At 67.6% G+C, this 14,568-nt stretch carries 11 protein-coding genes; 3 read left to right on the forward strand and 8 right to left on the reverse strand.

Features of this window, described 5'->3' with window-relative positions; translation table 11 throughout:
- Positions 1-2: 2 nt before the first annotated feature.
- Positions 3-1,454 (reverse strand): GAF domain-containing protein, encoded by a 1,452-nt coding sequence (locus tag E0H75_RS05875; RefSeq protein WP_131512047.1) that lies wholly within the window; start codon positions 1,452-1,454, stop codon positions 3-5.
- Positions 1,455-1,536: 82 nt separating this feature from the next.
- Between E0H75_RS05875 and adh the strand changes: the two genes are divergently transcribed.
- Both adh and E0H75_RS05885 read left to right on the forward strand, forming a co-directional pair.
- Positions 1,537-3,060 (forward strand): aldehyde dehydrogenase, encoded by a 1,524-nt coding sequence (gene adh / locus E0H75_RS05880; RefSeq protein WP_131512049.1) that lies wholly within the window; start codon positions 1,537-1,539, stop codon positions 3,058-3,060.
- Positions 3,060-3,473 (forward strand): DUF779 domain-containing protein, encoded by a 414-nt coding sequence (locus tag E0H75_RS05885; protein ID WP_131512051.1) that lies wholly within the window; start codon positions 3,060-3,062, stop codon positions 3,471-3,473. The genes adh and E0H75_RS05885 overlap by 1 nt, the downstream gene beginning before the upstream one ends.
- A 44-nt stretch (positions 3,474-3,517) precedes the next feature.
- On the opposite strand, the gene E0H75_RS05890 is transcribed toward E0H75_RS05885, so the two are convergent.
- From E0H75_RS05890 to E0H75_RS05915, 6 genes are read right to left on the reverse strand one after another with little or no spacing between them, the layout of a single operon-like run.
- Positions 3,518-4,003, reverse strand: coding sequence for a hypothetical protein (locus tag E0H75_RS05890; protein ID WP_131512053.1), 486 nt, complete (start codon positions 4,001-4,003; stop codon positions 3,518-3,520).
- Between the two features lie 16 nt (positions 4,004-4,019).
- Complete coding sequence (locus tag E0H75_RS05895) at positions 4,020-6,500, reverse strand: GH116 family glycosyl-hydrolase (RefSeq protein ID WP_131512054.1); 2,481 nt, start codon at positions 6,498-6,500, stop codon at positions 4,020-4,022.
- Positions 6,484-7,116, reverse strand: coding sequence for a hypothetical protein (locus E0H75_RS05900; protein ID WP_131512055.1), 633 nt, complete (start codon positions 7,114-7,116; stop codon positions 6,484-6,486). The genes E0H75_RS05895 and E0H75_RS05900 overlap by 17 nt, the downstream gene beginning before the upstream one ends.
- Complete coding sequence (locus tag E0H75_RS05905) at positions 7,113-7,925, reverse strand: carbohydrate ABC transporter permease (RefSeq protein WP_238162857.1); 813 nt, start codon at positions 7,923-7,925, stop codon at positions 7,113-7,115. The genes E0H75_RS05900 and E0H75_RS05905 overlap by 4 nt, the downstream gene beginning before the upstream one ends.
- Positions 7,922-8,788 carry a carbohydrate ABC transporter permease gene (locus E0H75_RS05910; RefSeq protein WP_131512057.1) on the reverse strand — a complete coding sequence of 289 codons (867 nt, stop codon included), beginning with the start codon at positions 8,786-8,788 and terminating at the stop codon, positions 7,922-7,924. Before E0H75_RS05910 ends, E0H75_RS05905 begins: the two co-directional genes overlap by 4 nt.
- Positions 8,785-10,080, reverse strand: coding sequence for an ABC transporter substrate-binding protein (locus E0H75_RS05915; protein WP_131512058.1), 1,296 nt, complete (start codon positions 10,078-10,080; stop codon positions 8,785-8,787). Before E0H75_RS05915 ends, E0H75_RS05910 begins: the two co-directional genes overlap by 4 nt.
- A 288-nt stretch (positions 10,081-10,368) precedes the next feature.
- On the opposite strand from E0H75_RS05915, the gene E0H75_RS05920 reads away from it, so the two are divergent.
- The gene (locus E0H75_RS05920) at positions 10,369-13,299 is read left to right on the forward strand and encodes a M36 family metallopeptidase (RefSeq protein WP_131512059.1); all 2,931 of its coding nucleotides are present in this window, start codon (positions 10,369-10,371) and stop codon (positions 13,297-13,299) included.
- A gap of 189 nt (positions 13,300-13,488) precedes the next feature.
- Here E0H75_RS05920 and E0H75_RS05925 read toward each other — a convergent pair whose 3' ends face one another.
- The gene (locus E0H75_RS05925) at positions 13,489-14,496 is read right to left on the reverse strand and encodes a LacI family DNA-binding transcriptional regulator (RefSeq protein ID WP_131512060.1); all 1,008 of its coding nucleotides are present in this window, start codon (positions 14,494-14,496) and stop codon (positions 13,489-13,491) included.
- Between the last annotated feature and the right edge of the window lie 72 nt (positions 14,497-14,568).

A 14,568-nucleotide genomic window follows, 5' to 3' on the forward strand; every position in this document is an offset into this window, starting at 1 on the left:
CTCTAGTCGACCAGCCGTTCCAGCCGGGCGGCGACCGCCGCGCGCCGCGGGTCGTCGGGCGGCAGACCGGCGTTGAGGGACTCGAAGATCTCCTGGTCCTCGGCGCCGGTAGGCGTCTGGGCGAAGCGCCACACCAGCTCGGAGTCTTCGGCGTCGAGGACGGCGCGGCGGAAGGTGGCGTCGAGTTCGTCGCGCTCGGCGCGCAGAGCCGGGGCGTCGGAACGTGCCAGCAGGGGACCGGCGTACAGCTCCAGGGCCGCGTGCAGATCGCCGTCCCGGAGAGCCTTCTGTACGTCGGTCACGTCCCCGGTGACATCGGCAACGATCCGGTACGGCTTGGTGTCGAGGACACCGCCACCGAGGAGATTGCGCAGTCGGTGCATCTCCGCGCGCACGGTCGTCGGATTGCCTTCGTCGCCGTACAACTGCAGCATCAGCTGTTCGGCGGTCAGTCCGGACGGATGCAGAAGAAGCAGTGCGAGTACTTCGGCCCGCCGCAGCGTCAGGGCGATCTCGCGGCCGCCGACGACCGCGATCGGCTGGCCGGCGCCGAGCACCTTCAGCCGGAGCGACGGTCGGCCGCGGCGGACCGGCGTACCGGGGATGCGGAGCAGGAAGCCCTCGTCGAGTTGTTCGATCATGCCCTCGCGTCCGTCGCCGAGGTCGATCCGGTCAGCACCGTCCGGCACGACGAGCCGGTCGGGCAGCCACTCGAGCGGCTGCACTGCGAGCACCCTCCCGGTCGGAGTGAGCAAGGCACCGGGTGCGTCGCCGAGCGCCATCAGGTGGCGCATGTTGCGGGCGCGCAGCATCTCGTCGGCCGCGGCCATCCGAACTCGCAGCTGTCCCTCCGCGAGCTGAGCAGCGGCGGTCACCAGCGCGACCATCGCGGGATGGACCGTGCGCAGCGGTCCAGAGACATCCACCGCGCCGAGCAGCTTGCCGGTGTCGGGGTCGTGGACCGGCGCGGCGGCGCACGTCCAGTCGTGGATGCGGCGGACCAGGTGTTCGGCTGAGTGGATCTGCACCGGTCCGCCGACGGCGAGCGCCGTACCCATGCCGTTGGTGCCGATCTGGTCCTCCGACCACACCGCTCCCTCCGACAACGCGATCCGGTCGGCCTGACGCCGTACGTCGGCCGCACCCTCGCGCCACAGGATCGTGCCCTGCGCGTCGGTGATGATCATGATGTGCGACGCCTCGTCGGCGATCGTGGTCAGCGTCTGCCGCAGCACCGGCAGGACCGCGCGGAGCGGATGGTTCTCCCGGATCGACTCGACGATGTCGTGGTCGACGATCACCGGCGGCGCGTCCAGCTCGGGATCGACCGCGGCCGCGAGCGACCGTTCCCAGGACGCGGCGACGAGTGGGCGCGGCGCGTCCGGTGCACGGTTCCCGCCGAGCACGTCGTCGTACAGCCGGCTCAATCGGCGGGCCTGCTCCGGTGAATCCATGCCGCCTCACTTCACGCTGCAACGTCCGTGCAACGTCGGTCGACCTAGGTTCGGTCCACCGTCGGGTTTCCAAGGAGGACCTATGACGATCTTCGCAGCTCCCGGGCAGGATGGCAGCCCGGTCACCTACAAGTCCCGTTACGAGCACTTCATCGGCGGCGAATGGGTGCCGCCGGCCAAGGGTGGATATTTCGAGAATCCCACGCCGGTCACCGGCGAGAACTTCACCGAGATCGCGCGCGGTACGGCGGATGACGTCGAGCGAGCCCTCGACGCCGCCCACGGTGCCGCGCCGGGCTGGGGACGGACGTCGCCGGCCGACCGCGCGAACATCCTGAACAAGATCGCCGACCGGATCGAGGCCAACCTCGAACTGCTCGCGGTCGCGGAGACGTGGGACAACGGCAAGGCGGTGCGGGAGACGCTGGCCGCCGACCTGCCGCTGGCGGTCGACCACTTCCGCTACTTCGCCGGCGCGCTGCGGGCCCAGGAGGGCTCGGTCTCGGTGGTCGACGACGACACCATTGCGTACCACTTCCACGAGCCGCTCGGCGTGGTCGGGCAGATCATCCCGTGGAACTTCCCGATCCTGATGGCGACCTGGAAGCTGGCGCCCGCGTTGGCGGCAGGCAATGCCGTCGTACTGAAGCCGGCCGAGCAGACGCCGGCATCGATCCACGTGCTGCTCGAGCTGATCGCCGACCTGCTGCCACCCGGCGTACTGAACGTGGTCAACGGGTTCGGCGTCGAGGCCGGCAAACCGCTTGCCTCGAGCAACAGAGTCGCCAAGGTCGCGTTCACCGGTGAGACCACGACCGGCCGGCTCATCATGCAGTACGCCTCGGAGAACATCATCCCGGTCACGCTGGAGCTCGGCGGCAAGAGCCCGAACGTGTTCTTCGACGACGTCGCGGCGGCCAAGGACGAGTTCTACGACAAGGCGCTGGAGGGCTTCACGCTGTTCGCGCTGAACCAGGGCGAGGTCTGCACCTGCCCGTCCCGGGCGCTGATCCAGTCGTCGATCTACGACCAGTTCCTCGGCGACGCGACCGCGCGGACGCAGGCGATCAAGCAGGGCAACCCGCTCGACACCGACACGATGATGGGCGCGCAGGCCAGCAACGACCAGTACGAGAAGATCCTCGCCTACCTGGACATCGGCAGGGCCGAGGGCGCCAAGGTCCTGACCGGTGGAGCTCGCGCCGAGCTCGAGGGCGACCTGGCCGGCGGGTACTACATCCAGCCGACCATCTTCGAGGGCGACAACAAGATGCGGATCTTCCAGGAGGAGATCTTCGGGCCGGTCGTCTCGGTGACCCGGTTCGACGACTACGCCGACGCGATGAAGATCGCCAACGACACCCTGTACGGGCTCGGCGCCGGGGTCTGGTCGCGCGACATCAACACGGCGTACCGGGCCGGGCGCGAGATCCAGGCCGGGCGGGTCTGGACGAACTGCTACCACGCCTACCCGGCGCACGCGGCGTTCGGCGGCTACAAGAACTCCGGCATCGGCCGGGAGAACCACAAGATGATGCTCGACCACTACCAGCAGACCAAGAACCTGCTGGTCAGCTACAGCCCGTCGAAGCTCGGCTTCTTCTGATGGTTGTCGAGCGACCGGGGCGGTGGGGCGGGGAAGCTATTGAGCGAGTGCTGCTCACGGACGAGGCGGCAGAGTTGCTCCGCCGCCTCACCGCGATGCACGGTCCGCTGATGTTCCACCAGTCCGGAGGCTGCTGCGACGGCAGTTCGCCGATGTGTTACCCGGACGGGGAATTTCGAACGGGGTCGGCGGACGTGCATCTCGGCGATCTGGTCGTCGACGGCCTGGACCAGCCGATCGCGTTCTGGATGTCCGCGAACCAGTACGAGTACTGGAAGCACACGCAGCTCACTGTCGACGTGGTGAAGGGCCGCGGCAGCGGCTTCTCGGTGGAGGCCCCGGAGGGCGTCCGCTTCCTGATCCGCTCCCGCCTCTTCACCGACCAGGAGTACGCCTCCCTGGGCTTCCTCTGACCGAGCCCCGGCCGTCCGGTGGCGTTGCCGGACGGCCGGCGCTCTTACTCTCCGAGTACGTCGCGGTAGATGGCGGAGCTGTCGTGGTTTGGGGTGGTGGCCTTCAGTTGCAGGATTTGTAGGCGTTGGTCGTCGGTTGCGTTGCGGAGTCTTAGGGCGTCTGCGACGTGGGGACGATCGACGACATGTAGCCAGAAGGTCAGGTCGATTTTCCAGGTGCTTGTGTGGAGGACGGCGTAGAAGCGTTCGTCGGTGATTGCGGGGGTCGGGCGGCGGTCGCCACGTTCGTCGCGGAAGTCGACCGTCTGCAGGTCCACTCGCTGGGCGAGTGTGGTGAGGCCGGTCAGGATGGTTGCCGCGGTGGCGTCGGGGGCGTCGAACATGATGTCGAGGTCTCGGACGACGATGAGTCCGGAGAGCGCGCTGCCGATGAGCACCGGCTGCCAGGGGAACGCGGTCTGCAGGTCGAGGCGCTCCAACAGTTGCTGAGCCTCGGCCTGTAGAGCCTGTGCGCGTTCGACGAGCGACATGCCTCGACGGTAGAGGTCAGGTTGTTGCGATCACCAAGGGTTTTCCGGGTTCGGCGGTTTGGTTGACGGGGAGGGCGGTGCCGTCGACATGGATCGTGTGGGCGTTGATGGTGCCGGCGTGGCAGGTCAGGGTGAGGGTGGTGGGGGACTTGGTGGCTACTCCCCAGCCGGTGGGGGTGACGAAGGGGACGGTCCAGTCGTCGTTGGTGCGGGTGATGTCGAGTGGGGCGAAGGTGAGGGTGGCGGTCAGGGCGTTGTAGCGGTAGCCGGTGAGGGCTTCGAGGACGGACCAGCCGGCGGCGTTGCGGATGTAGTGGTCGCCGCACTCGATCGGGTTGAACGGGTTGCGACGGGTGCCGTCGTACCGGTTCCACAGGCCCTGCAGGATGCTGAGGCCCTCGTCGATGAGGCCTTCGTAGAGGCAGTGGGCGGCGACCTGGTACTCCGAGCCGGTCCACACCTCGTCGCAGTAGCGGGTGGGTACGTCGGGCCGCCCGCCGTGCGGCCAGGTGCACATCAGCAGACCGGTGTCATCGCCGTCGGCGAACACGCGGTACGGGTGCTGGAAGTCGGCGAAGCCGGTCCGCAGGTTGTGCCGCAGTACGTTGCGCAACGCGGTCTTCACGTGGTCCTGCGGCAGCAGGTAGCCCAGGTCGAGTTGATGCGCCCACCACTGCCCGATCAGCTGGTCTGCAAGACAGCCGTCGCCCCACTGGAAGTCCGGCTTCTCCTCGGGCGACAGGATCTGCCGGTAGTACTCGCCGGTGTAGAGGAGCTCGTCGTACGCCTTGCTGCCGGCCTCGAAGAGCGTCCGGTACTCCTTCGCGTCCTCACCCAGCAGCAGCGCCATCTCCTCGGCCGCGCGCAGTGCGGCCAGCCACAGCGTGCCCATGAACGAGTTGACGCCACACAGGTCGATGTCGTGCGTGCTGGGCTGAATTCCACGCAGTACGCCGGTGCCGTCCGCGTCCCACTTCCTACGGATGTGGGTGAGCAGTCGCTGAACGTTTGGCCAGCGGTCCCGCAGCCACTCGAGTCCTGCCCCGTGCCGCACCTCGCGGTAAGTCTTCAGCACGTTGCCGAGCATGCCGTCGAGGGCCGGCTCCTCCGGACCGCCGATCACGACGTCCCACAGTTGCCGGTGGTACGTCGGCGCGATCACCCGGTGCGGGATGTACCCCTCCGGTGCCTGCATCACGTCGTACTCCGTGTCCCGCATGTTCCGCTCGAGTGCCGGGAACAGCCGGGACAGCGTCTGCTCGTAGTTCCACACATGCGTGCAGTTGAGCGGGCAGGACCCGCCGGACCGGCCTCCCCACATCACTGTGGACGCGCCGAGCACACCCTCGAAGCCGAGCACGGTTCCGTCGGCGGTCTGGAAGACAGTGGGGCTGCGTACGTCGGCCACCAGCGCAGCGAGCCGTGAGCCCGCCTCACCAGGCAGAGTGCTCGACTCGAAGGCGTCGGCCCAGGCAGTACTGAGTGCCTGCAGCGACGGCCAGCGTGCGATGAACGACTCGGCCACGGCGACGGCATCCGGCGTACGACGGGTGTACGCATTGCCGAGCCAGAAGCGGCTGTGGCCGTAGTCATGCCGCGGACCGAACTGGTTGAAGTCGACATATCGGTTCGGGAAGTGCCACGCGATCAGGAACCGTACCTGCCTCGTCTCACCCGGGTCGAGGTGGAACGGCACGGCCAGTCCGCCGTTCCACGTCGACCCGGGTGCACTGGCCCCGCTGACCAGGGTGGTCGGACCGTTGAGGAAGGCAATGAACTCCTCGGGCCGGGACCACTGTGCGCAGGTCAGTGCACCGGCGCCGTCGGTGGTGAGCACCAGTTGTCCCGCGCCGGGGTGGTCCGCGGGCAGTGTGGTGTTCTCCAGGACCAGCGAGGTCCAGTCGTCGTGCCGCCGGATCCGGTTGGTGTTGCCGCCGTACAGGCTGTTGGCGACACCGTCGATCGGCGTGACGCCATCCCAGCCGACCGAGTTCTGCAAGGCACCGGCGAGTTTGCCGTGCACTGCGATGTCCCCGGGGTTGTGCAGCGTGAACGAGAACGCGGCCACCGGCTGGGAGCTCGCCTCGGCGTCCGACGGCACCAGCGGGTTGAACACGTCCATGCTGACGTCGATCGGGAGGTCGGTGTCGAAGTCGACGCGTGCACCGGGGTAGGTAGCGGTGACTGTGGGCTCGCCGACCGGTCTCAGCAGTTCCTGCAGTCGTGCCTCGCCGGATGGTACGACGTCGTCGGTGACCAACGGGGTGCCGGAAGGACTCAGCGAAGGCCCTTGCAGCACACGGATCTCGTCCACCGGCGGCTCGACCCGCGAGAGCCGCAGCGCGAAGAAGCTGTCCGGCAGATGTCCCTCGTGGTTCCCGATGTTGTGCAACTGCCACTGCCGCAACGCACCGTTGCCGGCCAACGCGAGCGTGCCAGTGCCCAGACCGCCCAAGGGCAGCGCGAAGTGCCGAAGGTTGTCACCGGTGTAGCGCATGATTCTCCGTCCATGTACCTGCGGAGGCGAACAACGCCACCGGGCCGGGGGCAAGCAGAAGCAGTGAGGCGGTCACCGACGTACCGAGCAGCAGCGCGACAAACGCCAGTGCGAGTACGCCGAGGGGGACCAGCGGTGCACGTGCGACGAGGTGGAGTGCGGTCAGCCAGAGGGTCTTGCCCCGGAGCCCGGCAGTCACGCGCAGGCTGAACGCATAGCAGGACGCCAGCAAGGCCAACACTGTCGCACAACCGCTGACGGCCAAGGGGATCGCGAAGATCGGACCGGTGTAGATGGCCTGGTTCAGCACGGCCAGCGCGGCGATGACACCAGGGACCAGAGCCACCTCGAGGCCGGCAAGCCAGTGTCGGCGCAGGTTGCGCAGCAACAACAGCACACCACCGCGATCATCGCGCACGACCGAGTCGGCGGTGGCGACCACGGCCGCCCAGACCGGACCGATCAGCAGTGCGCCGAGCAGCACGCTGACCGGGGACAGTCCTGGGCTGAGCAGGACTACGACGCCGGACGTCGTACAGACCATGACTCCGGCCGCGGCGAGCAACGGGAGCTCGTGCCACAGCGCGCGGAAGGCGGCAGGCAGATGGTCGGTCATGCGCGCAGGCCGGTGGTCGCGATGGAGGCGATGAACGACCGCTGGAAGATGAGGAACAGCACGAGGATCGGCAGCACCACCAGAGTGATGGCGGCGAACAGCACCACGGCCGGGCCGCCGCCCATCGCGCCCTGCAACGACACGAGGCCGACCGGCAACGTCATCTTCTCCGGTGACGACAGGAAGATGTACGGCCAGAAGAAGTTGTTCCAGGAGGCCTCGAAGACGAAGATCCCGAGCGCGGTCAGGCCCGGCCGGGCCAGCGGCAGGATCACCCGGAACAGGATCCAGAAGTGGCTCGCGCCGTCCATGATCGCGGCCTCGTCCAGCTCGCGCGGGATCGACGCGATGTACTGCCGCAGGAAGAAGATCCCGAACACGTTCACCAAAGCCGGCAGCCAGATCGCCACCGTCGTGTCCACCAGGTGCAGCCAGCGCATCATGATGAAGATCGGTACGACGGTCAGTTGCACGGGTACGACGAGCGCCGCCAGCAGCACCGAGAAGATCTGGTCCCGGCCGGGGAACCGCAGCCGCGAGAACGCGTACGCCGCCAAAGCACTGGTCAGCAGCGCACCAGCGGTCGTGATCACCGCGATCTGCAGGCTGTTCCAGGCCATCTGTGCGAACGGGATCAGCTCCGGCACCTGCTGGAAGTTCTGCAGCGTCGGCGGTCGCGGGATCCACTGCGGCGGCAGCTGGAACGCGTTGATCGGCTCGGCCAGCGCGGTGATGATCAGCCAGACCAGCGGTGCGATCATCAGCAGCCCGCCGAGGACCAGGACGAGGTCGAGCAGCCGGCCCCTCACAGGTGCACCCATCGCCGGCTGAGCCGGAACTGCAGTCCGGTCACGATCATGATCACCACGAACAGCACCAGCGACAGGGCGGCGGCGTACCCGATCTCGAAGGACTGGAAGCCCTTCTCGTAGGTGTACTGCACGATGCTGCGGGTCGCGCCGTCCGGACCACCCTGCGTCATGATCACCATCGGGTCGAAGATCTGGAACGCGCCGATGAACGTGATCACGGTGGCGAAGAAGATGGTCGGCGACATCACCGGCAGCGTGACGCTCCAGAACCGCCACCACGCGTTCGCACCGTCCACCCGGGCCGCCTCGTGCAACTGGGCCGGCACGGTCTGCAGGCCGGCCAGCAGGATGATGAACGTGTAGCCGATGGTGTGCCACCAGTCGACCACGATCAGCGTCGGCAGCGCCCAGGTCGGCGACGCCAGCCAGTTGGTCGTCGCCGAGAGGTAGTAGTTGGCCAGACCGAAGGTTGGATCCAGCACGTATTTCCAGACCAGCGCGACCGCGGCCCACGAGACCAGGAACGGGAAGAAGAACGCCGTCCGGACGAAGTACTTCGTTCCGCGGGTCATGGTTCGGTGGACGCCGAGCGCGAGCAGCATGCCGATGCCGATGTGCGTGATCACCGAGGAGATCGCGAAGACGAAGGTGTTGATCACCGCGCGGATCGTCGCGCCGTCGGTGACGAGCTGGCGGAAATTGTCCAGCCCGGCGAATTCCGGCGTACTCAGCAGATCCCAGTGGAACAAGCTCAAACCGAACGCGGCGACCAGGGGCGCGGCGACGAAGACGAGAAAGAGCAGTACGGCGGGACTGATGAACAGATAGCCCGGCAACCAGTCTCGCCGCTGAGGTTTCAAACGAGTCCTTCGAGCGCGGTCTGCGCCTTGCCGAGTGCGTCGGCCGGCGACGCGTTGCCGGTCAGCACCTGCTTCCAGCCGTCCTCGACCGCCTTCTGTACGGCGGCACCCTTGTCCGGCGACGGGATCGGGGTCGCGTAGCTGAGCGCCTGGTACAGGTACTCCGTCCCCTTCGGTGCGTCGGTGAGGAACGACTCGCTGTTCGCGATCGACTTGCGGGCCGGGACGATGGTGCCGCCGAGTTGGGCGAAGAACGACGAGCCTTCGGTGGAGATCAGGAACTTGATGAAGGTCCAGGCGTCGTCCTTCTTCTTCGACGCCTTCATGATCGGGTAGCCGTTCCAGCCCACCGGTGAGCCCTGCTCGACCTTGGTCGGCCACGGCACGATGCCCATCTTCGCGGTCGCCTTCAGGTTGCGGATGCTGATGATCGGCCAGCGCCCGCCGCCGAACATCGCCAGCTTGCCCTGCGCCGCCGCGGTCGTCGCGTCGAACGTCCCACCGGGCGGCGGTGACAGCTTGTCGGCGACCAGGGCCCGGTTGAACTCGGCCGCTTCGATCGCTTTCGCGTCGTTGTACGTCGGCTTGGACCAGTCGTCACTGAAGCTGCTCGTCCCGTTGGTCAGCAGCCAGGGCATGATCGCCGCGAAGTACTCCGGGCCGGCGGCGTACCCGAAGGCCCCGGTCTTCGCCTTGATCTGCTCACACGCGTGCCGGAAGTCGTCCCAGGTCCACTTCGCCGTCGGCTCCGGTACGCCGGCCTTGGCGAACAGGTCCTTGGAGTACCACATGCACATGGTGTTGAACTCGCCCGGCAGGTAGTAGGTCTTGCCGTCGGTGGAGCTGTACTTCTTGTTCCACTCGATCAGGTTCGGGTCCATGTCGGCGTAGTACTCGTCGATCGTCGACTTGTCCTTGGCGATGTAGTCGTCGAGCGGCGCGAGCAGACCCTTGGACGCGAACAGCCGCTGGCCCTCGGTCGCCACCTGGATCACGTCCGGCACCTGGCCGCCGGCCAGCCGGGTGGAGAGTTTGTTGAAGAAGTCGCCCCAGTTCGACAGCGGGATGCCCTCGGCCTTCAGCTTGATCTCGGGGTGCTTCTCGCTGAACTTCGCGAACAGCTTGTTCCAGGTGGCCTGCTGTTCGGCCGTTCCCATGTAGACGAACGACAGTTCCTTGGTGCTCGATCCACCGCCGCCGTCACTTCCTCCGCAGCCGGCCAGTGCGGCCGCGAGCGCCGTACCGCCGGTCGCCTGGAGGAAACGTCGCCGGCTGAGCTGGGACTGGTTCATCGGAACGCCTCCTGGGGCGGGAAATCGATTTCTCGACAGCATAGGCCCGACGGCCGAAACCCTGTCAAGACCCGGCGCTTCGACAGTACGACACTCAGCGCGATCGAGTCGTAGCCGGGTGCAACGAATCGGCCGTCGCTCCTAGTACTGTTCCGTGCACGAAGGACAACCCTCGTCTCCACGCGAATCCGGTGATATCTCTTCCCCGGACTGTCCGCCAGGCTTAAGGTCAGGCGCGGACGGATCGTGGAGGGCGACCCGCGCAGACACTTTTGATGGAGCGTTTCTGTGACCACATCACGCAGACGGCGGGGGCTCTTGGCAGCCACCGCGGTCTCCGCCGCCACTGTGCTGGCCGTGACCGCCGCTGGCGGCGCCACGGCCGCGCAGACGGCCGGCCCCAATGAGGGCAAGGGCAAGGCCGCCCAGGCCGAGAACACCAAGGGCAAGGAGCGGAAGGGCAACTACGACGCCCGGACCCCGAACGCCAAGACCACCACGACCCGCTCGGCCAAGGTTGCGGGCCAGGAGTCGGCGGCGTCGGAGAAGTTCCGCAACTCGCTCGGCACCCAGGGTGTCGTCGAGTTGGACCCGAACACCGGGACTCCGGCCCAGGTGTCCAAGCTGAACGGCTTCCTGACCGGCAAGAGCGGCAAGAAGGCGACCGACGTCGCGCTGGGCTACGTGAAGGCCCACCCCGAGGTCTTCAAGCTCTCCGCCGCCGACCTCGGCACGCTCAAGCTCCGCAAGGACTACGTCGACGACCTCGGCACCCACCACATCTCGTGGATCCAGACAGTCGACGGCGTCGAGGTGTTCGGCAACGGCCTGAAGGCCAACGTCACCAAGCACGGTGAGCTGATCTCGCTGATGGGTGCGCCGGTCGCCGGGCTGGCGTCGCAGGCTCAGGCCCGGTCCGCCGCGGCCGCGCCGAAGGTGTCCGCCGCCGCGGCCCGCACCGCCGCCGCCGAGGACATCGGCGGTACGGCGAAGTCCGCGACCGCGAAGTCGGCCGGTACGGCGACCTCCTGGAGCAACGGCGACACCGCCAAGCAGGTGTGGTTCCACACCGCCGACGGGCTGCGCAAGGGCTGGCTGACCTACGTCAACGCCGGCGGCATGAAGATCTACAGCCACGTCATCGACGCCCAGACCGGCGCCCTGCTCTACCGCAAGGACCTGGTCAGTGAGGGCAACGGCGACGCACTGGTGCAGGACAACTACCCGGGCGCCGCGAAGGGCGGCACGCAGCGGGTCGAGAACCTGATCTACAACAAGTGGCTGCCGAAGAACGCCAAGACCCTGCTCGAGGGTACGTCGGTGGCCGCCTGGGCCGACGTGAACGACGACAACGCGCCGAACCCCGGCGAGACGGTCAAGGTGCCCGGCACCAAGACCGGCGCCGAGTACAAGCTGGTGCCGTTCCAGACCACCGCCTCCTCGTTCTGCTCTACGTCGTTCGTCTGCACCTGGGACCCGGCCAAGCCGGACTCCTGGAAGACGAACATGAACCAGGACGTCACCAACGCTTTCTACCTGGCCAGCAACTTCCACGACTGGCTGGCCAAGCCGCCGATCAGCTTCACCCCGGCGGCCGGTTCGTTCGACACCGCCGGCGGAGACCCGGTGCACCTGAACGCGCTGGACGGTGCGGCGACCGCTGCCAACGGCGGCCCGGACGCGAACCACATCGACAACGCGAACATGTCGACCCCGCCGGACGGCACCTCGCCGACCATGCAGATGTACCTGTGGCACTTCCCCGGGACGACGGACGCGCAGGACCCGTTCGTGCCGGCCAGCGGCGCGAACGACGCGAGCGTGCTGTACCACGAGTACACCCACGGTCTGTCCAACCGTCTGGTCGTCGACGCCACCGGCAACTCGACGCTGAACAGCATCCAGGCCGGTTCGATGGGTGAGGCGTGGAGCGACTTCTACGCGATGGACTACCTGGTCTCGCACGGCCTGGAGAAGGACACCACCGCTCCCGGTGAGGTCCTCGAGGGCAAGTACGTCGCAGCCGGTCAGCTGTTCCGCACCCAGGCGATCGACTGCCGCGTGAAGGCCGTCAGCCCGAACTGCATCCAGCCGGACGGCTCGAAGGGTGGCTACACCTACGGCGACTTCCCGACCATCGGCGGTACGCCGGAGGTGCACGCCTCCGGTGAGGTCTGGGCGCAGACTCTGTGGGACCTGCGTGAGCGCTTCGGTCGCAGCTACGCGGTCAGCCTGATCACCCGCGCGATGGAGCTGTCGCCGGCCGACCCGACCATGCTCGACATGCGCAACGCGATCGTGCAGGCCGACCTGGTCGCCAGCGGCGGCAAGAACGCCGACACGATCTGGACCGTCTTCGCCAACCGCGGCATGGGCTGGTACGCCGGTGTCATCGACGGCGGCGACTCGTTCCCGGCGGAGGACTTCCACAAGCCGCCGACGGGTGCGACCACGACGCTCAGCGGCACCGTTCTGGACAAGGACACCGGTGCTCCGGTGGCCGGCGCGCTGGTCTACATCGGCGGTCACTCCTCCGGCTACGCCGGCGACTACGCCGGCTCGACCAACTCCAAGGGCCAGTACAAGATCACCGGTGTCGCGCCGGGGACCTACCCGAAGGTCGTCATGTCGGCTCCGGGCTACGAGCTGCTGGTGCAGCCGGCGACGGTCTCCAAGAGCGGCTCGAAGTCGAACTTCATGCCGCGCCGCAACTGGGCCGCGTCGTCCGGTGGCGGTTCGGTGGTCGACTTCAACGGTCCGGACTTCACCCCGCAGTGTGGCCCGGCGATGGCGATCGACAACGCCCAGGGCACTGGCTGGGGAAGCACCACCGGTGACGACGCCGGTACGCCGACCAACCAGATGATCGAGAAGCACATCGACATCAAGCTGTCCGGCAAGGTCAACGTCTCGGCGTTCAACGTCGACCCGTCGAACACCTGTGGTGACCCGGGCAGCTCCTCGACCGGTGGCTACCGGATCGAGACCTCGGTCGACGGCACCACCTGGGCGGTCGCCCAGCAGGGCACCTTCACCGCGGACAACCGGGGCAAGTACAACCTGCTCACCCCGAGCGGCAACGCGACCGGCGTCCAGTACGTCCGGTTCGTGATGACGAGCCCGCAGGTGCCGGACTTCGCGACCAACTGTCCGGACGGTGCGTTCGGCGGTTGCCAGTTCACCGACATGACCGAGATCCAGGTCTTCGGTACGAAGTAACCCGCACCACCCCGCGAAGGCCGGCCGAGCATCCCGCTCGACCGGCCTTCCGGCGTTCTCAGCCGTCCTTCGACGGCTTCGCGGGCGGGGCCGTCGCCCTTCTCACACTGTGGGTGATGAACAGTAAGTGCAGTGAATTAGTCTAGTTTCGAGGATGTGGAGATCGGAGCCGGGAGGTCGTCGCGTTGCTCAGGTGGGCGGGGCGGCGACCGAGCCGCGCTCGATCAGGGCTGGAGCCACGGTCGTACGACGGACGCGGCGGTTGGTGTCGACGGCGGACGTGACGCGGGCGACGACGTCGGCGACCAGCTCGGCGAGCGGCCAGTGGAACGTGGACAGTGGCGGCGTGAGCAGCTGCGACATCGGCTGGTCGTCGTACCCGAGCAGGGACAGGTCCTCCGGGACACGGAGGCCGAGCTCGCGGCTGGCGGCGTACACACCGAAGGCCATCGAGTCCGCCAGCGCGAGGATGCCGGTCGGCCGGTTGCTGCCGGAGAGCAGCTCGCGGGCGACCTCGGTCGCGCCGGCCAGGTCGTGCGGGCACTGCAGGATGCGGACCTTCAGCTTCAGGTCCACGCCGATGCGCTGAGCGATCTCCTCGGCCGGCCGCTCGACCTCGAACCGGCGGGTCGGGCTGAGGACAGCGACGCGTCGGTGGCCGGCCTCCGCAAGTCGGCCGAGTGCGGTGCTGACGCCGGTCTCGTTGTCGAACACGACCTCGGACTTCGCCTTCGCGCCGGGCAGTGCGTCGCCGATCGCGATCACCGGCGCGTGCTGCGCGATCGCGGCCCAGCCCTTGTCGGCCGGGTTGATCGGGATCACCACGATCGCGTCCGCGCGGTGGTCGACCAGGTGCTGGGCGAGCTCGAGCTGGCGCTCCGCGTCGCCGGCCGAGTCGATGATCCAGGCGTTCCGGTCCGGGGCGAGCAGCTCCCGGCCGAGCGCGGCGGCGAGCCGCTGCTGCCACAGGTCCTCGAGCGACGCGCACAGGACGCCGATCGAACCGCTCCGGCCGGACGCGAGCGCCCGGGCCACCGGGTCGGCCTGGTAGCCGAGTCGGTCGGCGACATCCTGGACTCGCTGTCTGGTCTCGGGCGTGCCGTGCAAGCCGCGCAGCGCGTAGGACACGGCCGCCATCGACAGTCCGGTCTCCGCGGCAATGTCCTTGAGGGTTGGCCTGCGGCCGGTTCCGGACATGCACCGCAGCCTAGACCGCGGTGCGGACAGAAACTTGACAAGACGGTCTTTGAAGCGCTTCACTCTAAGAGT

This window comes from Kribbella capetownensis, assembly GCF_004331485.1.
GTDB classification, from domain to species: domain Bacteria; phylum Actinomycetota; class Actinomycetes; order Propionibacteriales; family Kribbellaceae; genus Kribbella; species Kribbella capetownensis.